This is a genomic window from Caulobacter sp. GW821-FHT09A05 (assembly GCF_059418465.1).
This window is the reverse complement of the sequence record NZ_JBWKPX010000031.1, coordinates 34,986-56,005: the sequence shown is the minus strand read 5'-3', so window position 1 is coordinate 56,005 and position 21,020 is coordinate 34,986. Positions and strand designations below refer to the sequence as shown.

General features: G+C 69.0%; 18 protein-coding genes and 1 pseudogene. 16 read left to right on the top strand and 3 right to left on the bottom strand.

Annotated features, from left to right (window positions below; all coding sequences use genetic code 11):
- The 11 genes from infB to AC07NX_RS22025 all read left to right on the top strand — a co-directional run.
- The coding region (gene infB / locus AC07NX_RS22075; protein WP_494644747.1) for a translation initiation factor IF-2 at window positions 1–2,603 on the top strand (2,603 nt) is incomplete at its 5' end.
- Window positions 2,604–2,751: 148 nt separating this feature from the next.
- Window positions 2,752–3,018, top strand: coding sequence for an AbrB/MazE/SpoVT family DNA-binding domain-containing protein (locus tag AC07NX_RS22070; RefSeq protein ID WP_494644745.1), 267 nt, complete (start codon window positions 2,752–2,754; stop codon window positions 3,016–3,018).
- The gene (locus AC07NX_RS22065; RefSeq protein ID WP_494644743.1) at window positions 3,018–3,428 is read left to right on the top strand and encodes a type II toxin-antitoxin system VapC family toxin; all 411 of its coding nucleotides are present in this window, start codon (window positions 3,018–3,020) and stop codon (window positions 3,426–3,428) included. The genes AC07NX_RS22070 and AC07NX_RS22065 overlap by 1 nt, the downstream gene beginning before the upstream one ends.
- 45 nt (window positions 3,429–3,473) lie before the next feature.
- Window positions 3,474–3,989 carry a DUF2939 domain-containing protein gene (locus AC07NX_RS22060; RefSeq protein ID WP_494644741.1) on the top strand — a complete coding sequence of 172 codons (516 nt, stop codon included), beginning with the start codon at window positions 3,474–3,476 and terminating at the stop codon, window positions 3,987–3,989.
- An 8-nt stretch (window positions 3,990–3,997) separates the two neighbouring features.
- The gene (locus AC07NX_RS22055) at window positions 3,998–4,573 is read left to right on the top strand and encodes a hypothetical protein (protein WP_494644740.1); all 576 of its coding nucleotides are present in this window, start codon (window positions 3,998–4,000) and stop codon (window positions 4,571–4,573) included.
- Window positions 4,574–4,636: 63 nt separating this feature from the next.
- Complete coding sequence (locus AC07NX_RS22050) at window positions 4,637–5,437, top strand: dienelactone hydrolase family protein (RefSeq protein ID WP_494644738.1); 801 nt, start codon at window positions 4,637–4,639, stop codon at window positions 5,435–5,437.
- 110 nt (window positions 5,438–5,547) lie between these two features.
- Entirely contained in the window at window positions 5,548–6,051 is a 504-nt protein-coding gene (gene rbfA / locus AC07NX_RS22045; RefSeq protein ID WP_494644737.1) for a 30S ribosome-binding factor RbfA, read from the top strand.
- A gap of 3 nt (window positions 6,052–6,054) precedes the next feature.
- Complete coding sequence (gene truB / locus AC07NX_RS22040) at window positions 6,055–6,987, top strand: tRNA pseudouridine(55) synthase TruB (RefSeq protein WP_494644735.1); 933 nt, start codon at window positions 6,055–6,057, stop codon at window positions 6,985–6,987.
- A 14-nt stretch (window positions 6,988–7,001) separates the two neighbouring features.
- On the top strand, window positions 7,002–7,271 hold the full coding sequence (gene rpsO, locus AC07NX_RS22035) for a 30S ribosomal protein S15 (protein WP_035081309.1): 270 nt from the start codon (window positions 7,002–7,004) through the stop codon (window positions 7,269–7,271).
- A gap of 325 nt (window positions 7,272–7,596) precedes the next feature.
- Window positions 7,597–9,747, top strand: coding sequence for a polyribonucleotide nucleotidyltransferase (pnp, locus tag AC07NX_RS22030; protein WP_494644732.1), 2,151 nt, complete (start codon window positions 7,597–7,599; stop codon window positions 9,745–9,747).
- Between the two features lie 249 nt (window positions 9,748–9,996).
- The gene (locus AC07NX_RS22025) at window positions 9,997–10,167 is read left to right on the top strand and encodes a hypothetical protein (protein WP_494644730.1); all 171 of its coding nucleotides are present in this window, start codon (window positions 9,997–9,999) and stop codon (window positions 10,165–10,167) included.
- A gap of 260 nt (window positions 10,168–10,427) precedes the next feature.
- Here AC07NX_RS22025 and AC07NX_RS22020 read toward each other — a convergent pair whose 3' ends face one another.
- Both AC07NX_RS22020 and AC07NX_RS22015 read right to left on the bottom strand, forming a co-directional pair.
- The gene (locus tag AC07NX_RS22020) at window positions 10,428–11,144 is read right to left on the bottom strand and encodes a ribonuclease T2 (RefSeq protein WP_494644729.1); all 717 of its coding nucleotides are present in this window, start codon (window positions 11,142–11,144) and stop codon (window positions 10,428–10,430) included.
- An 88-nt stretch (window positions 11,145–11,232) separates the two neighbouring features.
- A complete protein-coding gene (locus AC07NX_RS22015) occupies window positions 11,233–11,865 on the bottom strand; it encodes a LysE family translocator (protein WP_494644727.1) in 633 nt (210 codons plus the stop codon).
- A gap of 216 nt (window positions 11,866–12,081) precedes the next feature.
- Here AC07NX_RS22015 and AC07NX_RS22010 point away from each other — a divergent pair, with 216 nt between their 5' ends.
- The 5 genes and pseudogenes from AC07NX_RS22010 (at window position 12,082) to AC07NX_RS21990 (ending at window position 20,025) form a co-directional block, all read left to right on the top strand.
- Window positions 12,082–14,439 carry a TonB-dependent receptor gene (locus AC07NX_RS22010; RefSeq protein ID WP_494644726.1) on the top strand — a complete coding sequence of 786 codons (2,358 nt, stop codon included), beginning with the start codon at window positions 12,082–12,084 and terminating at the stop codon, window positions 14,437–14,439.
- A gap of 191 nt (window positions 14,440–14,630) precedes the next feature.
- Entirely contained in the window at window positions 14,631–15,314 is a 684-nt protein-coding gene (locus tag AC07NX_RS22005) for a Fe2+-dependent dioxygenase (protein WP_494644725.1), read from the top strand.
- Window positions 15,315–15,401: 87 nt separating this feature from the next.
- Window positions 15,402–18,089 (top strand): PAS domain S-box protein, encoded by a 2,688-nt coding sequence (locus AC07NX_RS22000; RefSeq protein ID WP_494644723.1) that lies wholly within the window; start codon window positions 15,402–15,404, stop codon window positions 18,087–18,089.
- 87 nt (window positions 18,090–18,176) lie between these two features.
- Entirely contained in the window at window positions 18,177–19,835 is a 1,659-nt protein-coding gene (locus AC07NX_RS21995) for an MFS transporter (RefSeq protein ID WP_494644722.1), read from the top strand.
- Window positions 19,836–19,847: 12 nt separating this feature from the next.
- Window positions 19,848–20,025: pseudogene (locus tag AC07NX_RS21990) on the top strand (hypothetical protein).
- A gap of 13 nt (window positions 20,026–20,038) precedes the next feature.
- On the opposite strand, the gene AC07NX_RS21985 reads toward AC07NX_RS21990, so the two are convergent.
- Entirely contained in the window at window positions 20,039–20,917 is an 879-nt protein-coding gene (locus tag AC07NX_RS21985) for a precorrin-2 dehydrogenase/sirohydrochlorin ferrochelatase family protein (protein WP_494644721.1), read from the bottom strand.
- Window positions 20,918–21,020 lie beyond the last annotated feature (103 nt).

The window sequence follows — 21,020 nt, the reverse complement described above, 5'->3', positions numbered from 1 at the left end:
CCCCGGCTCCGGTCGCCCAGGCTCCGGTCGCGCCCGCGCCCCAGGCTCCGGCGCCCGTCGCGCCGCCGGTCCGTGCCGAGGCCCCGCGCCCGGCCCCGACCCCGGCCCCCGGCCAGACCCGCACCTACGAGCCCAGCCGCGATCGCCGCGACGACCGCTCGTCGACCACCACCTACCGTCCGGGCCCGAGCGGCGATCGTCCCCAGGGAGACCGTCCGCAAGGCGACCGTCCCCAGGGTGATCGACCCAATTTCGCGGACCGGCCCTTCAACCAGCGCGCCCCGCGCCAGGACGGCCCGTACAACCAGCGCACCCCGCGTCCCGACGCCGGCGGCCCGTCGCGTGGTCCCCGTCCCGAGGGCGGCTTCCGCAACGACCGTCCGCAGGGTGACCGCCCGCAAGGCGATCGTCCCCAGGGCGACCGTCCGCAAGGCGACCGCCCGACCCAGACCGTCCGCTATTCGGCCCTGGCCCCGCGCCCGGCGCCCGGCGCCCGTCCGGGTCCCGGCGGCCCGCGCGGCGCCCGCCCCGGCGTTCCGGCCTCGGCTCCGGCCACTCCCGAGATCCAGCGCGCCACGCGCTCGGCCCCGCGCCCCGGCGGCGACGTCGGCCGCAAGCCGGACGACGAGGATGATCGCCGCAAGGCCGCGGCCCCCGGCAAGGCGGTCAGCCGCGCCAAGGGCGCCCCGCAGCGCCGCGAAGGCCGCCTGACGATCCAGACCGTGGCCGGCGACGGAGACTCCGCCGACCGCATGCGCTCGCTGGCCTCGGTTCGCCGGGCCCGCGAACGCGAGAAGGAAAAGCGCCGCGGCGGCGTGGCCGAACAGGCCCGCGTGGCGCGTGAGGTCGTCATTCCCGACGTCATCACCGTGCAGGAACTGTCCAACCGGATGGCCGTGCGCGGCGTCGACATCATCAAGTTCCTGATGCGTCAGGGCGTGATGCTGAAGATCAACGACGTCATCGACAACGACACCGCCGAGCTGGTGGCCACCGAGTTCGGCCACACCGTCAAGCGCGTGTCGGAAGCCGACGTCGAAGAAGGCTTCATCGGCGCCGAGGACATCGACGATCACCTGGAGCCCCGGCCCCCGGTCGTCACGGTCATGGGTCACGTCGACCACGGCAAGACCAGCCTGCTGGACGCGCTGCGCAAGGCCGACGTGGCCGGCGGCGAGCACGGCGGCATCACCCAGCACATCGGCGCCTACCAGGTGCGTCTGGAAAATGGCCAGAAGGTCACCTTCCTCGACACCCCGGGCCACGCGGCCTTCTCGCAGATGCGGGCGCGCGGCGCCAACATCACCGACCTGGTGATCCTGGTGGTGGCCGGCGACGACGGCGTCATGCCCCAGACGGTCGAGGCGATCAAACACGCCCGGGCCGCCAACGTGCCGATCATCGTGGCCGTCAACAAGATGGACAAGCCCGGCGCCGACCCGACCCGGGTCGTCAATGAGCTGCTGCAACACGAGATCGTCGTCGAAAGCCTGGGTGGCGACACCCAGATCGTCGAGGTCTCGGCCAAGACCGGCCAGGGCCTGGACGAGCTGATCGAGCGCATCCTGCTGCAGGCCGAGGTGCTGGACCTGAAGGCCAACCCCGACCGCACCGCCGACGGCGTGGTGATCGAGGCCAAGCTGGACAAGGGCCGCGGCGCGGTCTCCACCGTCCTGGTCAATCGCGGCACGCTGAAGCGCGGCGACATCGTCGTGGCCGGCAGCCAGTTCGGCCGGGTTCGCGCCCTGCTGAACGAGCGCAACGAGCAACTGACCGAAGCCGGTCCCGCCACCCCGGTCGAGATCCTCGGCCTGGACGGCGTGCCCTCGCCCGGCGACAGCTTCGCCGTCGTCGAGAACGAGGCGCGGGCTCGCGAACTGACCGAGTACCGCATCCGTCTCAAGCGCGAGAAGTCGATGCACCCGGTCGGCGCGGGCGCCACCAGCATGGCCGACATGATGGCCAAGCTGCAGGACAAGAAGCTGCGCGAGCTGCCGCTGGTCATCAAGGCCGACGTGCAGGGCTCGGCCGAGGCGATCATCGGCTCGCTGGAGCAGATGGCCACCGACGAGGTTCGCGCGCGGATCATCCTGTCGGGCGCCGGCGCGATCAGCGAAAGCGACGTGATGCTGGCCAAGGGCGCCGGCGCGCCGCTGATCGGCTTCAACGTCCGGGCTTCGGCCCAGGCGCGGGCGCTGGCCGAGCGCGAGGGCGTCGAGATCCGCTACTACGCGATCATCTACGACCTGCTGGACGACATCAAAGGCGTGCTCTCGGGCATGCTGGCCCCGATCCAGCGCGAAACCTTCCTCGGCAACGCCGAAGTCCTGCAGGCCTTCGACATCTCCAAGGTCGGCAAGGTCGCCGGCTGCCGTGTCACCGAGGGCGTGGTCCGCAAGGGCGCCAAGGTCCGGATCATCCGCAACGACATCGTCGTTCTGGAACTGGGCACGCTGCAGACGCTCAAGCGCTTCAAGGACGAGGTCAACGAGGTCCCGTCCGGCCAGGAGTGCGGCATGATGTTCGCGGGCTTCCAGGACATCAAGGTCGGCGACGTGATCGAGTGCTTCACCGTCGAGGAGATCAAGCGCCAGCTGGACTAAGGTCTGCTGGGGCCTGGGCGAGACGAGGGCGCGGACCGTGAGGTCCGCGCCCTTTTTCATTGGGCGCCGTCAGAGAGTTCGGCCCTTCTGGCTTGGCTCATGTCTCGTTTGAAGATATGCTGGGATATCTCAAATTCGGAGCGCGATGATGAGCCGCGTCACCGTCGGAACCTGGGGCAAGAGCTTGGCCGTCCGCGTGCCTTTGGAAGTCGCCCGCGCCGCCGGCCTGATCTCCGGTGAGCAGGTCGAGGTGGAGGCCAAGGACGGCGATATCGTCATTCGTCGATCAGACGCCCAGGCCCAGGCGCGCGCCAACGCCCTGGCGGCCCTGGAGCGGATCATCGAGAACAGTAAGGGCGTCACCTTGGGCGACGTCACGATCCGTGAATTGATCGACGAGGGCCGGCGAGGGTGATGCTGGTGCTCGACGCGTCTTTGACCATCGCGAGCATCCTGCGCGACGAAACCACCGACGCGGCCCAAGCGATCATGCGCCGCGTGGTCGAGGAGGGCGCTCATGTGCCGTCCCTCTGGCGACTTGAAGTGGCCAACGTCCTTCGCAACGCCGTCAGACGGGGCCGTTGCGATGTGGCGTTCGTTGATCAGGCCCTGAATGATCTGGCGGCTTTTCCGATCACGATCGATTCTCAAACCGATGCGCAGGCTTGGGGCGCAACCTCGGCGCTTTCCCGCGCCGAGGATCTGACCCTCTATGATGCGGCCTATCTCGAACTGGCGATCCGGCTGGAGGCGACCCTGGTTACCGTCGACAAGGCGCTCGTCACGGCTGGACGCCGGCGAAGGCTCGACATCCTCACGGCTTGACGCCCGGACTGGAAATCGCCCGATTTCGGGCCTACGCCTAGAGTCATGCGCATTCGAGCCCTTCTCGCCGTCAGCCTCGCCGCCGTCTCGCTGTCGGCCTGTGCGACCGCCACCCGCTACGACGCGGCCGGCGACGTCCACGCCCTGCTGGTGGCGATCCGCAACAACGACCACGCCGCCTTCGACGCCCGCGTCGACCGCCCGGCCCTGAAAGGCCAGATCGAGAGCGAGCTGGTGCGCAAGGCGCGCGGCTCGACCATGAGCGGCGGCTGGCAGGCGGCGGCCGTCGCCCTGGCCGGACCGGCCGCCGACATCGCCGGCGAGGCCCTGGTCCAGCCCGAGACCTTCCGCTACGCGGCCAACTACTACGGCTACACCCCCGACAAGCCGATCCCCGACCGCCTGACCATCGCCGCCGGCCTGCGCTATATCGGCTCCGACCAGGTCTGCGCGGCCAAGACCAAGAGCGGCCCCTGCCTGCTGACCTTCACGCTGGAGGGCGGCACCTGGCGGCTGTCGGGCTTCGATCCCGAAACGGCGAAGCTGCGTCTGAAGCTGTGAGGCCAGGGGTGTCGGGGACCGCTCGCCGGACGAGCCTGAAGGTCGCGCTGGGGCTTGGGCTGGCGTGCCTGGCGACCGCAGCGGCGGGCGCGGCCCACGCCGAGCGCAAGATGTACTCCTACGATCCGATCTCGGCCGACGCCAAGCGGCTGACCGGCGCGGGCCTGACCGTGCTGTTTGACAAGAAGCTGACGGGCACGCGGGTCGTGAAGGTGCTGGCCACCGGGGTGCCGGTGCAGGGACGATTGATCGACGGCCGCGAGAAGGACCTGGGCCCGGGCGGGCTGAAGGCCATGAGCGGCGCCGACGCCGACGCGGCGCTGTACGAGATCGATCCCAAGTTCGAGCAGGGCAAGATCTACATCCGCGCCTTCTGCCCGGGGGCCAAGCGCCTGTGGCTGAGCTTCAGCCGGCTGGCCGTCCATCGCGACCTGCGCGTCCAGGCGTTCGGCGACGACCCCAAGGGCGGGCAGACCAGGCTGTGCGGCACGCTGGACTTCTCGTACCGGGGCGAGTGGAAGCTGCCGGGCGGAAACCTGCCCGACCCGATGGAAGACTGGACCGGCGGCAACGGGCCGGGCTGACCGGTTTCCTTTGAGAACGGCGTCCGCCCCGTGCCATGCTCCGCGCAAGGACAGGGGGCGGACATGCCGAAAAGCAACGATGGGGCGCTGGCGGGCTTCACGCGGTTCGAGTTCGACGACGGCCGGTGGACGCGGCCGGTCTATCGCGCCGGGTCGGGCCCGGCGGTGATCATCATCCACGAGATCCCCGGCCTGCATCCCGGCGTGCTGGACTTCGCCCGCGACGTGGCGGCCGAGGGCATGACGGTGTTCTGCCCCAGCCTGTTCGGCGAGCCGGGCAGGCCGGTCTCCGACCTCTACATCAACGCCATGATCGTGAGGCTGGCCTGCGTGGGGCGCGAGTTCAGCCTCTGGGCGGCCGGCCGCTCCAGTCCGTTCGTCGACTGGCTGCGGGCGCTGGCCCGCCAGGTCCACGCCGAATGCGGCGGCAAGGGCGTGGGCGCCGTGGGTATGTGCTTCACCGGCGGCTTCGCCCTGGCGATGATGACCGAACCGTCGGTCGTGGCCCCGGTGCTGGCCGAGCCGTCCCTGCCCGCCGGCCGCAAGCGGGGCGCCGACCTGGACTGCTCGCCGGCCGAGCTGGCGGTCGTCAAGGCGCGGATGGAGGCCGAGGACCTGTCGATGATCGCCCTGCGGTTCGCGGACGACAAGCTCTCGCCCTGCGCCCGCTTCCAGACCCTGGAGCGCGAGCTGGGTCGTCGGGCCGAGCTGCACACCCTGGCCGACGCCTCGGCGCGGAAGGGGACCGGCCGCGCGCCCCATTCGGTGCTGACGATCCACCTGGACCGCGACGATCCCGGCGGCGAGACCCTGAAGGCGCATCGGCGGGTGCTGGATTTCTTCAAGGAACGCACCGGCGCCTGAAAACCCGCCGCGCTGGACTTTTCGGTTCCACGCGCCTAGACACCCCGCCTCCCATTTCTCCCCGCGACCCGGCGTTCGATCCGCCGGCCGGGCATCGAGGCGACCGCGCCATGAAGCGCCATTCCGACAACAAGAAGGGCGGGCCCGTCGGCCCGTCGCAACGCCAGCTCCGCGCCGGCGAACTGATCCGCCACGCCCTGGTCGACATCCTGCGCGAGGAGGAACTGGCCGACCCCGCCCTGCAGGGCGTGTCGGTCACGGTCTCGGAAGTGCGCATGAGCCCCGACCTCAAGCACGCCATCTGCTTCGTCGAGCCCTTGGGGGCCGGCGTGGCGCCGGCGGTCGCGCGCGAGCCGTCCTCGCCGTCGCGCACCGTGGTCGCGCCGGGCAGCCCCGACGAGGTGGTCGCGGGCCTGAACCGCGTGGCGCGGTTCCTGCGCGGTCGCCTGGGCAAGTCGATCGACATGAAGTTCACCCCCGACCTGAAGTTCATCCACGACGAGAGCTTCAACTCGGCCGCCTACATGGACCGGCTGTTCGACGATCCCCGGGTGCAGCAGGACGTCCGGCGCCTGTCCGATGTCGTTTCCGACGACCTGGGCGACGAGGACTAGGGCATGGCCCGCCGCAAGAAGGGCGACGCCGTCTCGGGCTGGGTCTGCCTGGACAAGCCCTACGACCTGACCTCGACCAGCGCCGTCTCCCGCGTGCGCCGGGCGTTCAACGCCCAGAAGGCCGGCCATGCGGGCACGCTCGACCCCCTGGCCACCGGGATCCTGCCCCTGGCCCTGGGCGAGGCGACCAAGACGGTTCCGTTCCTGATGGACGCCGACAAGGCCTATCGCTTCATGATCCAGTGGGGGCGCTCGACCACCACCCTGGACCGCGAGGGCGAGACCACGGCCAGCAGCGAGGTGCGCCCGACCCGCGAACAGGTCGAGGCCGCGCTCCCCGCCTTCATCGGCGAGATCGACCAGGTCCCGCCGAACTATTCGGCCATCAAGGTCGACGGCGAGCGGGCCTACGACCTGGCGCGCGAGGGCGTCGAGTTCGAGCTGAAAACCCGCAAGGTCACCGTCCACGGCTTGCGCGTGAGCGCCTGTCCGGACGTCGACCACATCGAACTGGAGATGGAATGCGGCAAGGGCACCTATGTCCGCGCCGTGGTCCGCGACCTGGCCGCGGCGCTCGGCGCCTGCGGTCACGTCGACCAGCTTCGCCGGACGCGAGTCGGCCAGTTCAGCGAGGATTCGGCGATAGGCCTGGAAACCCTCGAGAATTTAAGCTATGAGGCCCGGCTGTCGGAGGCATTGCTTCCGGTCGAGACCGCGCTGGACGACATCCCGGCGCTGGCCGTGACCGATGAAGACGCCTTCCGGCTTGCGCAAGGACGCGCCATCGTTCTGCTCCCAAGGCAGGTGGAATCGCTGAAAGCCGAGCTCGCGCCCGGCGATCGCACCGTTTCCGCCATGTCCGGAGACCGGTTGGTGGCCTTGTGCGAGATGCGCGCCGGAAAGCTCAATCCGGTGCGGGTCTTCCAACTCACCTGAGCGGAGACAACCCGATGTCGATCACTGCCGAGCGCAAGACCGCTCTCATCGCCGAACACGCCCGCTCCGAGGGCGACACCGGCAGCGCCGAAGTCCAGGTCGCGATCCTCTCCGAGCGCATCGCCAACCTGACCGAGCACTTCAAGACCCACAAGAAGGACAACCACAGCCGTCGTGGTCTGTTGATGATGGTTTCCCAGCGTCGCAGCCTCCTCGACCACCTGAAGAAGTCCGACGCCGCCCGTTACGCGGCTCTCATCGAGAAGCTGGGTCTGCGCCGCTAAGACGCAATTCCGCCGCCCTACTCGCGTAGGGCGGCGGAACGCTTTTCAGGATCATGACAGCCGAAGGCGGCTCCGGCTTCGGCGCCCGTCATGATCCAGGCCTAGAACAGGCTTCACGTTTCGAGACAGGCCGAAACGTGCAGTCGATCCGGATCGCTTCCGTTCAAGGATAAGCATCCGAATGTCCGTCCGAGGGTTTCCATCCTCAAACCCGCCTGTCGAACTGGATGAGGATCATCGGGCCGCCCATCGCTTATGAAGGCAGGCCGTCCGCCCCCTGTCCGCCCCCGACGGGAATCCGCCCGCGGGAACCGAAAGAAGAAAAATGTTCGATATCAAACGCAAGACGATCGAGTGGGGCGGCAAGACGCTGGTCCTCGAAACCGGTCGCATCGCCCGTCAGGCCGACGGCGCCGTTCTGGCCACCATGGGCGAAACCGTCGTCCTGGCCACCGCCGTGTTCGCCAAGACCCAGAAGCCGGGCCAGGACTTCTTCCCCCTGACCGTCAACTATCAGGAAAAGACCTTCGCGGCCGGCAAGATCCCCGGCGGCTTCTTCAAGCGCGAAGGCCGCCCTTCGGAAAAGGAAACCCTGGTTTCCCGCCTGATCGACCGTCCGATCCGCCCGCTGTTCGTCAAGGGCTTCAAGAACGAAGTCCAGGTCGTCGTCACGGTGCTGCAGCACGATCTCGAGAACGATCCCGACATCCTGGGCATGGTGGCCGCTTCGGCCGCCCTGGTGCTTTCGGGCGCCCCGTTCATGGGCCCGATCGGCGCCGCCCGCGTCGGCTACGTCAATGACCAGTACGTGCTGAACCCCACGCTCGACGAGCTGAAGGACAGCAAGATGGACCTGGTCGTGGCCGGCACCGCCGAGGCCGTGATGATGGTCGAGTCGGAAATCCAGGAACTCTCGGAAGAGATCGTGCTGGGCGGCGTCAACTTCGCCCACAAGGAAATGCAGACGGTGATCGACGCGATCATCGAACTGGCCGAGCACGCCGCCAAGGAGCCCTTCGAGTTCGAACCCGAAGACACCGACGCGGTGAAGGCCGAGATGAAGAAGCTGGTCGGCGACGACATCATCGCCGGCTACAAGATCCAGAAGAAGCAGGACCGCTACGAAGCCATCGGCGCGGCCAAGAAGAAGGCCATCGCGGCCCTGGGCAAGTCGGACGACCATCCGGCCGGCTATGATCCGCTGAAGCTGGGCGCGGTGTTCAAGGAACTGGAAGCCGACGTCGTGCGTCGCGCGATCCTCGACACCGGCCTGCGCATCGACGGCCGCACCGTCGACAAGGTCCGTCCGATCCTGGGCGAAGTCGGCATCCTGCCGCGCACCCACGGTTCGGCCCTGTTCACCCGCGGCGAGACCCAGGCGATCGTGGTCGCCACCCTGGGCACCGGCGACGACGAGCAGTTCATCGACGCCCTGGAAGGCACCTACAAGGAATCCTTCCTGCTGCACTACAACTTCCCCCCCTACAGCGTCGGCGAAACCGGCCGCATGGGCAGCCCGGGCCGTCGCGAGATCGGCCACGGCAAGCTGGCCTGGCGCGCCCTGCGCCCGATGCTGCCGAGCAAGGAAGACTTCCCCTACACCATCCGCCTGGTCTCCGAGATCACCGAGTCGAACGGCTCGTCCTCGATGGCCACGGTCTGCGGCAGCTCGCTGGCCATGATGGACGCCGGCGTGCCGCTGGTCCGTCCGGTCTCGGGCATCGCCATGGGCCTGATCCTGGAAAAGGACGGCTTCGCGGTCCTCAGCGACATCCTCGGCGACGAGGACCACCTGGGCGACATGGACTTCAAGGTGGCCGGCACCAGCGAGGGCCTGACCTCGCTGCAGATGGACATCAAGATCGCCGGCATCACGCCGGAAATCATGAAGCAGGCCCTGGCCCAGGCCAAGGACGGTCGCGCCCACATCCTGGGCGAGATGAACAAGGCCATGGACGCGCCGCGTGAAGACGTCGGCGACTACGCGCCCAAGATCGAGACCATCACCATCCCGACCGACAAGATCCGCGAAGTGATCGGCACCGGCGGCAAGGTGATCCGCGAGATCGTCGCCACCACCGGCGCCAAGGTCGACATCAACGACGAAGGCACGGTCAAGGTCTCGGCCTCGGACGGCGCCAAGATCAAGGCCGCGATCGACTGGATCAAGTCGATCACCCAGGAAGCGGAAGTCGGCGCGATCTACGACGGCAAGGTCGTCAAGGTCGTCGACTTCGGCGCCTTCGTGAACTTCTTCGGCGCCAAGGACGGCCTGGTCCACGTCAGCCAGATCAGCAACGAACGGGTGGCCAAGCCCTCGGACGTGCTGAAGGAAGGCCAGATCGTGAAGGTCAAGCTGCTGGGCTTCGACGATCGCGGCAAGACCAAGCTGTCGATGAAGGTCGTCGACCAGGAAACCGGCGAAGACCTGTCCAAGAAGACCGAAGTGACCCCGGAGGAAGCCGTCACCACCTGATCGGTGGCCGGCTTCTGAGATGAGCTAAGCGAGCGGGCGGTTCCGAAAGGGGCCGCCCGTTTTGCGTTAGGGAGATACGTCCGACCCCAATTTGACGAGGTGCGCCATCAGCCACACCCCTTGATCCCATCGGTATCCGCAGGGGTCTAAATTGGCTGACAAAGTGAATGGTTCGTCTATCCAAGAGGTCGCAACCCCCCCGTCTGCGACCTGCGCCCAAACTCCCGCTATGACGACGGGAGGCTGATGATGGACGATCAAGAGTGGAATGAGATCACGGCGCTCGATGAAATCGCAGTTGCATTGCGGGTGTTTGGGGAAACGGGACAGCCGCACGAACTTTTGTCTGCGCTGCGTTGGCTTCAGGTATTGATAAAGTTCCACGTGAAGCATTCGCCCGTGGATGCGACCCCGCCTTAATTCCTTGACACGGCCTGACCCCAGAGCAAGCTCGCCTTCAAGGATTTAAAGCGGGGCCTGTCCGCCGAGGGCGGATCAGGACCAACGCACCCGGCCACCTCTCGAATCGTCATTCCCGCCCTTGTGGCGGGAACCTCTCGTTCAGCTGACGGTGAATGGCCTTGGCGCGCTGGCGCGCCACCCCATGGCGCCTGCGGCGGACAGAGGGGTTCCCGCCACAAGGGCGGGAATGACGGTTGAAGAGTGAACGGGCGCGGGTCCTACCCCTTCGACGTCACCCGGACCGTCACCCTGTCCGGCGTTCCGTTCCCGCCTCGGCAGGCGGCCAGCTTGAACTTCAGGTCCATGCAGACCCAGACCTCGGTCAGGCGGTTGTCCTTGTTGACCCGCACGTTCAGCCCGTCGGCCGTCATGCCGCGGTTGCGCTTGAGGAAGGCCGCCCGCACCTCGCCGGCGGTCATGGTCCCGTTCGGGCCGGGCTTCAGGTCCGGGACCTTCAGGCGCTCGCGCACCTCGCGGGCCTTCTTGAAATAGGCCTCGGGGGTGTCCCACTGGCAGGTGCCGTGCGCCTGCCATTCGTGCTGCAGCAGCCAGGGCGAGGGGGTCATGCACAGATTGGCCAGCACCGTGGCGGCGCTGATCGGCGGGCTGGGCTTGCAGTAGCGCGGGTGGACCCTGTCCGGTCCGTTCGGCCACAGGCCATGCACCGTGAAACCGAAATTGTTGTTCCGGCACTGGATCGTCTTGTCCGACTCCGGGATGCCCGCCCGGCAGGCCTCCGGCGACCAGAACAGGGCCAGCAGGTAGGCGGCGGTCGGCACGTCGGTGTGGATCTGGTCGGCGGGCGGGACCTCGGCCGGGGCGGGGATCACGCTGGGCGGGACCGCGCAGGCCTTGAGGCTGGACGCCTGGGCGGCGCCGGCCAGGGCCAGGGCCGCGAGGGCGGCCACGATTGCGGTGATCTTCGACGACGCCATGCCAACCTCGCATCCGCTCGTCCCGCCGAAAGCCGGGACCCAAGCCGAGCTTGTCATTTACGCTCGGCGCCCGCTTCGGCCAAGCCGGCTACCGCCGCGCCTCGGTCGCCATCCGCACCGCCAGGCCGCCCAGCACCGAAGCCATCAGCCAGCGCTGGACCAGGGCGAAGCTGGGGCGGGTGGCCAGGAAGCCGGCGATCGTGCCGGCGGCCAGGCAGATGCAGCCATTCACCGTCAGGCTGATGGCGATCTGGCTGCCGCCCAGCGCCAGGGACTGGCCGAGCACCGCGCCCCGGTGCGGGTCGATGAACTGCGGCAGCAGCGACAGGTACAGCATCGCCGCCTTGGGGTTCAGCAGGTTGGTCAGGAAGCCCATGCTGATCAGCTTGGCCGCGCTGTCCTTGGGCAGGGCGCGCACCTGGAACGGCGAGGCGCCGCCCGGCCGGATCGCCTGCCAGGCCAGCCAGGCCAGGTACAGCGCGCCGCCGAACCGCAGGATGTCGTAGGCGATCGGGGCGGCCATCAGCAGGGCGGTGATGCCCAGGGCCGCGCAGACCAGATAGACCACGAAGCCGGCGGCGGTGCCGGCCAGCGACACGATCCCGGCCCAGCGGCCCTGGCTGATCGAGCGGCTGACCAGATACAGCATGTTCGGCCCCGGGGTCAGGGCCATGCCCAGACAGACCAGGCAGAAGGCGATCCAGGTCTTGGCTTCGGGCATGGGCGGACTCCTCGAGCGAACGGGGCTGTGTACACCGGTCCGCGGCCAAGGTTGAACCAGCTTTCCTGGCCCCGGCGACAGAACCTCGGCGGTGGGTTCCAATCGCGCCGATATTTCTGAGAATGATTATCATTGCATCGCAGCAACGCTCCAGATAAGAACGCCTCGCAATTACGAAAAGGCCGCGCGCACGTGACGGTCCGCTGGGGTTCCAACATGCAAAAGACTTCCAAGCCGGCCGTCGCCGGCGTTCGCAGCCAGGCCCGCGCCGCCCTGGGCGCCGCCGCCGTCGCCGGCCTGGCCGGCCTGACCCTGGTCCCCGCCCTGGCGACCGCCGCCGCCCCTGACGCCGACGCGCCCATGGCCACGGCCGGCCCCGCCGACAGCGCCACCGAGGTGTCGGGCGTCAAGGTCGACGGCAAGCGCGCGACCGCCGAGGTCCAGTCGCCCAAGCTGACCGCCTCGCTGGTCGACACCCCCAAGGCCATCACCGTGATCCCCGAGCGGATCATCCGGCAGACCGCCGCCACCTCGCTGCAGGACATCCTGCGCACCTCGCCGGGTATCACCTTCGGGGCGGGGGAGGGCGGCCAGCCCCTGGCCGACCGTCCGTTCATCCGCGGCCAGGCCTCGGGCAACAACGTCTTCGTGGACGGCATCCGCGACAGCGGCGGCCAGACGCGCGAGGTGTTCAACCTCGAGCAGGTCGAGGTCGTGAAGGGGCCCGACAGCGCCTATAGCGGCCGCGGCTCGGGCGGCGGCAGCATCAACCTGACCTCCAAGAGCCCCAAGGCCGACGATTTCGCCACCGGCTCGCTCGGCGTCGGGACCGACGAATATGTCCGGGCCACGGTCGACCTGAACCACAAGATCAACGACAGCGTCGCGGTGCGGCTGAACCTGCTGGGCACGCAGGGCAATACGCCCGGCCGCAAGGCGGTGGACTTCGACCGTTGGGGGATCGCGCCGTCGATCGCCTTCGGCCTGAACGGCCCGACCCAGCTGGTGGCCAGCTACTATCACCTCGACGGAAACAACATGCCCGACTACGGCGTGCCGCTGTTCACCAAGGTGACCGGCGTGGCGCGCGACGCCTCGGGCATCCTGCCGGTCGACCGCGACAGCTTCTATGGCCTGAAGGCCCGCGACTACCAGAAGACCAAGGCCGACATCGCCACGGTGTCGTTCGACCACCAGATCAGCGAGAACCTCGGCGTCCGCCAGGTGCTGCGTTATTCCAAGACCCTGAACGACTACATCCTGACCAATCCCGGCGACGCCGGCCCGGCCCAGCTGATCGACGGCGTCTGGTGGATGAAGCGGGGCACCAAGACCCGCTGGAACCCGACCACCACGATCGCGGCGGTCACCGACCTGCACGGCAAGGCCATGACCGGCGCCGTCGAGCACAGCTTCGACATCGGCCTGGAGCTGAGCCGCGAGAAGAATCTCAACGCCACCTATACGACCTTCACGACCTCGGGCTCGGCCTGCCCCACCGGCTACAAGTACGCGGCCAGCGGCGCGGTCACGACCCGGGAGGTGCTGGGGGCCGGCGACTGCACCAACGTCTTCGCTCCCAACGCCGGCGACCCCTGGACCGGGATCACCAATCGCGGCCCGGCCAACCGCAACATCGCCAAGACGGCGGCGATCTACGGCTTCGACACGATCAAGTTCGGCGACAAGTGGCTGCTGAACCTGGGCGTCCGCTACGACAACTACCAGAGCCTGGGCCACGACTACGCGACCACCAACGCCAATGGGGTGTTCACCGTCACCGGGATCACCTACCGCAAGGCCGAGTGGAGCTTCACCAACTACCAGGCCGGCCTGGTCTACAAGCCGACCGAAGCCTCCAGCCTCTACATCTCCTACGGCACCGCCTCGACCCCGCCGGGCGTGGCGGGCGGCGACCAGAACAGCAACGGCACGAACGGCACGGGCAACCTGGCCAACCAGACGCTCGAGCCGGAAGACAGCGAAAGCTTCGAGGCCGGCGCCAAGGTCAACGTGTTCAACGACGCCCTGGCCCTGTCGGCGGCCCTGTTCAAGACCACTCGCAAGAACGCCCAGATCCAGGTCGACGCGGGCGTCTACCAGCAGGTCGGCGAGACCCAGGTGAAGGGCTTCGAACTGGGCGTGTCGGGCAACATCACGCCCAAGTGGCAGGCGTTCGGCGGCTATACCTACATGGACAGCGAACTGGTCCGCGGCGCCTATAACGGCGTCAACCAGGGCGACACTCTGGCCAACACGCCCAAGAACACCTTCAGCCTGTTCACGACCTACCGGGTGACGCGGCCGCTGTCGCTGGGCGGCGGAGCCTATTACGTCTCCAAGACCTTCGGCGGCAACCAGGGCGGGGCCGGCGGCGGCGCCAACGGCGTCTACCTGCCGTCCTACTGGCGCTACGACGCCTTCGCCAGCTACACGGTCAACGACCGGGTGGACGTGCAACTCAACGTCCAGAACCTGGCCGACAAGCGTTACTTCACCAAGACCAACGGTGTCCACCACGCCGACCCGGCCCCCGGCCGGCAGGCGATCCTGACCTTGAACGTCAAGTACTGATCCTCTTCCTCCCCGGAGTTGATCGTACCGACGTCCAAGCCTCGCCCGGGAGCGGCCCCTCCCGGGCGAGGCGATATTTTTCTGCCCAACCCTTTATCCGAAGGATAAATAGCCGTATTTCAAAGGTTTAGAGCGCGACGAGCGCCAAAACCGGCTTCCACTTTTGGCTGTCGCGCTCTAGGAGTCGGGCCATGATGATCCAGATCCCCGACGTCCTGACGCCCGACGAGGTCGCCCATTGCCGGGCCGTGCTCGACGCGGCCGAGTGGATCGACGGCAACGCCACCTCGGGCTTCCAGGCGGCGATGGCCAAGACCAACCTGCAACTGCCGCAGGACGGGGCGGCGGCCCGCGAGGTCGGGGCGATCATCGTCCAGGCCCTGCAGGCCAACCCTCTGTTCGTCTCGGCCGCCCTGCCGCGCACCATCCTGCCGCCGCTGTTCAACCGCTACGGTGTCGGCATGGGTTTCGCCGGCCATGTCGACAACGCCATCCGCCGCGATCCCTCCACCGGCCAGCCGCTGCGCACCGACCTGTCGATCACGGTCTTCCTGAGCGAGCCCGACGCCTACGACGGCGGCGAACTGGTGGTCGAGGACGCCTATGGCAGCCACCTGGTCAAGCTGGCGGCGGGCGCGGCGATCCTCTATCCGGCCTCCAGCCTGCACCATGTGACGCCGGTGACGCGCGGCGCGCGGACGGCCAGCTTCTTCTGGATCCAGAGCCTGGTGCGCGACGACGGGCGGCGGGCCCTGCTGCTGGACATGGACGTGGCGATCCAGCGCCTGTCCGGCGCGGTGGGGGCCACCGATCCTTCGGTGCTGTCGCTGACCGGGACCTATCACAATCTTTTGCGGATGTGGGCCGAGGTCTGACACGCGGTCAGCGAACAATGATCGCCGGCGCCAACCATAAGTTTACCCTTCAGCTTCAGCATCGGGCTTCCAATCCCTGGAGCCGCGATGCCCTCGCCCCCGAAGTCCGCACGGTTGAGCGACGCCGAGAGCGCGCGATGGTTCTTCGACCACTCGCATGACCTGTTCGCCGTGGTGTCCCGCGGACGGTTCGCCACGGTCAACGCCGCCTGGACCCGGGTGACCGGCTGGACCCGGCAGGAGCTGATCGGCCAGCCCGCCCTGCGCTTCGTGCATCCGGAGTCGCACCAGGACTTCATCGAGACCGCCGCCTTGATCCGCGCCGCCGGCGAGGCCTTCAACCGCCTGAAGGTGACCTGCAAGGCCGGCGGCTGGGTGTGGCTGGAAGGCCAGTCGCGGCTGGGGCCGAACGGCGAGATGGTCGGCGCCTTCCGGGACGTCACCGCCGACATGGCCCGCCGCGCCGAGATCGCCGCCGCCCGCCAGACCCGCGAGCTGCTGGCCTCCTCGGCCGGCATCGGCATGTGGAGCTACGAGCCGCGCGAGCGGCGTATCGAGTGGTCCCGCGACCTCCTGGAGACCACGGGCCTGGGCCCCGAGACCATCGCCCGTCCCGAGCAGTTCTACGCCCGGCTGGATCCGGCCGAACGCGAGGGCCTGGTCGAGGCGTTCGAGCGCGCGGTGCGCACCGGCGCGGGCGATACGATCGAGCACCGCCTGCGCGGCGCGGGCGGCCAGTGGTTCACCTATCGCGCCACCTTCCGCACCGAGCCGTGCGCCGACGGCCTGTTCGCCCTGAAGGGGATCTCGCAGAACGTCACCGAGGTGGCCCGCACCCGCGACGCGGCCGTCTGGGGCGAGCGCCAGGCCCGGCGGCTGGTCGAGGAAGCCCCGTTCGCCGTGGCGCTCTATGATCGTGACCTGCGCCTGCGGGTGGTCAGCCCGCGCTTCCTGGAGATCTTCCAGGCCGACGAGGCGCGGGTCATCGGCCGCAGCCTGCACGAGCTGACCTCGGGCTCGCGCAAGCGCTTCGTGCGGGCCGTCGAGCGGGCCCTGACCGGCCAGACGGTGGTGCGGCGCGAGGACCAGTTGCACGACGGCCTGGGCCGCAGCCACACCCTGCGCTGGGAGGCCCGTCCCTGGCGCGACGCCGACGGGGCGATCGCCGGCGTCATCACCTACATGGACGACGTCACGGCCCTGTCGGAAGCCCGGCGCGAGGCCCGGGCCAACGCCCGGCGGCTGCGCGTGGCTCTGGGCGCGGCCCAAGCCGGGGTCTACGAGATCGATCACGCGGGCAAGGCCTTCTGGGGTTCGCCCGAGTTCCACCGCATCCTCGGCCGCAAGGTCACCTATGACGACGTGCGCAGCGCCGTCTGGCCGATGATCCACCCCGCCGACGTCGCGGCGGTCTACGCCGCCGCCGAGGCCCGCCGCCGCCCCGACGACGGCGATCGCGAGTCCGCGGGGCGCTCCTTCGACGTGCGCGTGATGACGCCGGACGGCGACGGCAAGTGGATCCGGATCTTCCACGAGGTGCGCACCGACGCCGGCGGCCGCATTCGCAAGGCGTTCGGCCTGATCCTCGACATCGACGACAAGAAGCGCGCCGAGCTGGCCCTGGTCGAGGCCGAACGCGCCGCCCAGGCCGCCAACGACGCCAAGGCCCAGTTCCTGGCCAATATGAGCCACGAGATCCGCACCCCGATGAACGGGGTGCTGGGGGTCATGCACCTGCTCAAGCGCGAGAAGCTGCCGGGCGAGGCGGACCACCTGCTGGGCGAGGCCCTGGCTTGCGGCCGCATGCTGTCGACCCTGCTGGACGACGTGATCGACTTCTCGCGGATCGAGGCCGGACGGCTGGACGTCACCCAGGAGGCCGTCGACCCCTGCGAGCTGGCGATGGGCGTGGCGCGGCTGCTGCGGGCCCAGGCCGAGCACAAGGGACTGGAGCTGAACGTCGACGCGCCCGACATGGGCCTGATCCTCACCGATCCCAGCCGGCTGCGCCAGGCGCTGTTCAACCTGGTGGGCAACGCCGTGAAGTTCACCCTGGCCGGCTCGGTGACCCTGAAGGTGCGCCGCCTCGAGGGGGGCGAGCCGCGCGTGGCCTTCGAGGTGATCGACACCGGCGTCGGCATCGCCGCCGAGGCCCAGGCGCGATTGTTCGAGCGGTTCCAGCAGGCCGACGCCAGCACCACCCGCCGGTTCGGCGGCTCCGGCCTGGGCCTGGCCATCACTCGGCGACTGGCCCAGATGATGGGCGGCGAGGTGGTGTTCACCTCGCGGGAGGGCGTCGGCTCGACCTTCCTGCTGACCATCGCCGCCCCGCCGGCCCAGGCCCGGTCGGCCGAAGCCGAGATGGCCGACAGCCTGTTGCAGGGGCTGAAGATCCTGGTGGTCGAGGACAACGCCACCAACCGCCTGGTCGCCCGCCGCATCCTCGAGCAGCTGGGCGCCAGCGTCGAGACCGCCGAGGACGGGCTGGACGGGGTGACGACGGCGGCGCGGGGCTTCGACCTGATCCTGATGGACGTGCAGATGCCCGGCATCGACGGCCTGGAGGCCGCCCGCCGCATCCGCAACCTGCCCGGCCCCGCCGCCAAGACGCCGATCATCGCCCTGACCGCCAACGTCCTGTCGCACCAGCGGACCGCCTACCTGGCGGCGGGCATGGACGGCGTCGCCGCCAAGCCGATCTCGCCCGAAGCCCTGATCGGCGAGATTGTCCGGCTGGCGGGCGCGGGGGCGGGCGACGAGGCCGCGGTGGCTTAGGTCCTCCCCCACTGGGAGGATCCGCCTTCCCACGCCGCCTGAAACCACGCTAAGCATTCCCCCAAGAAACACCGGGGGAAACCACGCATGACGGCCCAGGCTCAGGGTGAGGACCGCGCCTCGATGCGCACCGTGGTGGCGGCGTCGTCCGCCGGCACGGCCTTCGAGTGGTACGACTTCTTCATCTTCGGCAGCCTGGCCCAGGTGATCTCCAAGACCTTCTTCACGGGCCTGTCCGAGACCGCCGGCTATGTGGCGGCCCTGGCCCTGTTCGGGGTGGGCTTCGCCTTCCGGCCGCTGGGCGCGCTGGTGTTCGGCAAGATCGGCGACCAGGCCGGCCGCAAGGGCGCGTTCCTGGCCACCGTGCTGCTGATGGGCGGGGCGACCTTCGCCATCGCCCTGTTGCCGACCTACCAGCAGGCGGGGATCATCTCGCCGATCCTGCTGATCCTGATGCGCTGCGTGCAGGGCTTCGCCCTGGGCGGCGAATATGGCGGGGCGGCGATCTATGTGGCCGAGCATTCGCCGCCGGACCAGCGCGGCTGGTCGACCTCGTGGGTGCAGACCTCGGCGGCGTTCGGCCTGTTCGGCGCCCTGCTGGTGATCCTGGCGACCCGCTGGGCCCTGGGCCACGCCGTCGGGCCCGACGCCTTCGACGCCTGGGGCTGGCGCATCCCGTTCGCCGTCTCAATCGGCCTGCTGGGCGTGTCGGTCTGGATGCGCCTGAAGCTGACCGAGAGCCCGGCCTTCGCGCGGATGGAGGCCGAGGGCGCGGCCTCCAAGGCCCCCTACGCCGAGGCGTTCGGCCAGTGGAAGAACCTCAAGCTGGTGCTGCTGGCCTTCTTCGCCATGATGTCGGCCCAGGGGGCGGTCTGGTACACCAGCTTCTTCTACGTCCAGACCTTCATGGAGAAGTTCCTCAAGGTCTCGCCCGGCGCGATCAACGGGCTGATGATGGCGGCCACCGCGGTCAGCGCGGTGTTCTACGTCGTGTTCGGCTGGCTGTCGGACCGGATCGGCCGCAAGCCGGTGATGCTGTGCGGCATGACGCTGGCCCTGCTGTTCTACTTCCCCGGCTTCCACCTGCTGGAGCGCGCCGCCAACCCGGCCCTGGCGGAAGCCACGGCCCGCGCGCCGGTCAGCGTCACCGCCGATCCCAAGGACTGCGCCCTGCAATTCGACCCGGTGGGCAAGGCCGCCTTCGTCTCGTCCTGCGACATCGCCAAGAGCGCCCTGGCCAACGCCGGGATCTCCTACGCCAACCACGCCGGCCCCGCCGGCTCGGCGGCGGTGGTCCAGGTCGGCGACGCGCGGATCGTGTCGCAAAGCGCCAAGGGCCTGCCGGCCAAGGAGGCCAAGGCGGTCAAGGCCGGCGGCGAGGCCGCCATCAAGGCCGCCCTGGCCCGGGCCGGCTATCCGACCAAGGCCGATCCGGCGCGGATGAACTGGTGGGGCATGTTCGGCGTGCTGCTGGTCTTCGTGATCGCCGCCACCGCCCTGTTCGGGCCCCTGGCCGCCTGCCTGGTCGAGCTGTTCCCGACGCGGGTGCGCTATACGGCCCTGTCGCTGCCCTATCACATCGGCACGGGCTGGATCGGCGGCTTCGTGCCGTTCAGCGCCTTCGCCATCGTGGCGGCGGTGGGCAACATCTATGCCGGGCTCTGGTATCCGGTGTTCTTCACCCTGATCAGCGTGCTGACGACCCTGTTCCTGCTCCCGGAGACCAAGGACCGCAGCCTGGACTAGGGTCCGGATTCAATTGGATCGTTGATTTTCAGTTGTCATCCCGGCCGAAGGTCCGCCTGGCGGACCGTAGAGCCGGGACCCAGGGGCGACCGTACTGCGCCGGCCCCTGGGTCCCGGACAAGCGCTATGCGCTTTCCGGGATGACAACGAATTGGAGCGCCGATTTCGCTTGGGTATCACCGACACGTAATTGAGGGCGGTCCCTAGATCACCTCGACCGCCACGGCCGCCGCCGCCAGGGCGTGGACGACGGCGGGGTCGACGGGGGCCACGATCAGCCGGACGACCTGCTTGCCCTCCTGGGCCAGGGCCACCAGGGTTTCCGCGGCGACCTGCGCCGGGTCCAGCCGCTGGGCGTCGCGGCGGGCCAGGGTCACGATCTCCGGATCGGCGCCCTCGTCGGCGACCAGCACGTCGGCCGCGCCCAGGGCCCGCAGGGCCCTCAGCGTCAGCAGGTCGGACGGCCCCTTGCCGGCGATGAACCGCACCTTGCCCTCGCGGCCGACGCCCTTGGCCAGGGCCTGGCGGAACAGCTCGGTCGCCTTGTCCATGTCGCCGGCCATGGCGGCCTGGGCGGCCTCGCCGGCCACGGCGTCGCGCAGGAAGGCCCGGCGCTCGTGCAGGACGGGCAGGGCGGCGCGCACCTCGTCCTGGAACCTGCGCAGCAGGGCCGCCACGCGCCCGGCGCCTTCCGGAACCTGGGCTTCGATGTCGTTGCGCAGCTTGGTGGCCAGGGTCGGCGAGCCGCCGCCGGTGCCGACCGCCGCCACCACCTCGCCGCGGTCGATCACCGCCGGGGTGTTGAAATCGCTCATGGCCGGCTTGTCGACGACATTGACCAGCACCCGCGCCGCGCGGGCCGCGCTGGCCGCCGCCTGCAGGAACACCTCGTCGTCGCCGGCCACGAAGGCCAGCACCGCCCCGGCATAGGTCCCCGGCAGGAAGGCGGCGTGGCCGTCCACCCGCACCACGGTCGCCGGCGAGCCGTCGAACAGCCGCGCCTTGTTGTCGGCGGCCTCGCCGCTGCCGGCGATCACGACCCTGCGGCCGGCCAGGGGGAAATAGGCGGGAAAGGAGTCCAAGGGCGCGGGTCCTGAAGGCGAGGCCAAGCGAATGTGCCAGTCAGGCTAGCCTGACTGCAGCGAGATTTCACTGGCGGGATTGGGTCTGAGCAGTGTTAGATTC

Coding starts and splice junctions, on each gene's coding strand:
- AC07NX_RS22070 (WP_494644745.1), top strand. CDS start 2,752: ATGAGCCGCGTCACCGTCGGAACCTGGGGCAAGAGCTTGGCCGTCCGC.
- AC07NX_RS22065 (WP_494644743.1), top strand. CDS start 3,018: ATGCTGGTGCTCGACGCGTCTTTGACCATCGCGAGCATCCTGCGCGAC.
- AC07NX_RS22060 (WP_494644741.1), top strand. CDS start 3,474: ATGCGCATTCGAGCCCTTCTCGCCGTCAGCCTCGCCGCCGTCTCGCTG.
- AC07NX_RS22050 (WP_494644738.1), top strand. CDS start 4,637: ATGCCGAAAAGCAACGATGGGGCGCTGGCGGGCTTCACGCGGTTCGAG.
- rbfA (WP_494644737.1), top strand. CDS start 5,548: ATGAAGCGCCATTCCGACAACAAGAAGGGCGGGCCCGTCGGCCCGTCG.
- truB (WP_494644735.1), top strand. CDS start 6,055: ATGGCCCGCCGCAAGAAGGGCGACGCCGTCTCGGGCTGGGTCTGCCTG.
- rpsO (WP_035081309.1), top strand. CDS start 7,002: ATGTCGATCACTGCCGAGCGCAAGACCGCTCTCATCGCCGAACACGCC.
- pnp (WP_494644732.1), top strand. CDS start 7,597: ATGTTCGATATCAAACGCAAGACGATCGAGTGGGGCGGCAAGACGCTG.
- AC07NX_RS22025 (WP_494644730.1), top strand. CDS start 9,997: ATGGACGATCAAGAGTGGAATGAGATCACGGCGCTCGATGAAATCGCA.
- AC07NX_RS22020 (WP_494644729.1), bottom strand. CDS start 11,144: ATGGCGTCGTCGAAGATCACCGCAATCGTGGCCGCCCTCGCGGCCCTG.
- AC07NX_RS22015 (WP_494644727.1), bottom strand. CDS start 11,865: ATGCCCGAAGCCAAGACCTGGATCGCCTTCTGCCTGGTCTGTCTGGGC.
- AC07NX_RS22010 (WP_494644726.1), top strand. CDS start 12,082: ATGCAAAAGACTTCCAAGCCGGCCGTCGCCGGCGTTCGCAGCCAGGCC.
- AC07NX_RS22005 (WP_494644725.1), top strand. CDS start 14,631: ATGATGATCCAGATCCCCGACGTCCTGACGCCCGACGAGGTCGCCCAT.
- AC07NX_RS22000 (WP_494644723.1), top strand. CDS start 15,402: ATGCCCTCGCCCCCGAAGTCCGCACGGTTGAGCGACGCCGAGAGCGCG.
- AC07NX_RS21995 (WP_494644722.1), top strand. CDS start 18,177: ATGACGGCCCAGGCTCAGGGTGAGGACCGCGCCTCGATGCGCACCGTG.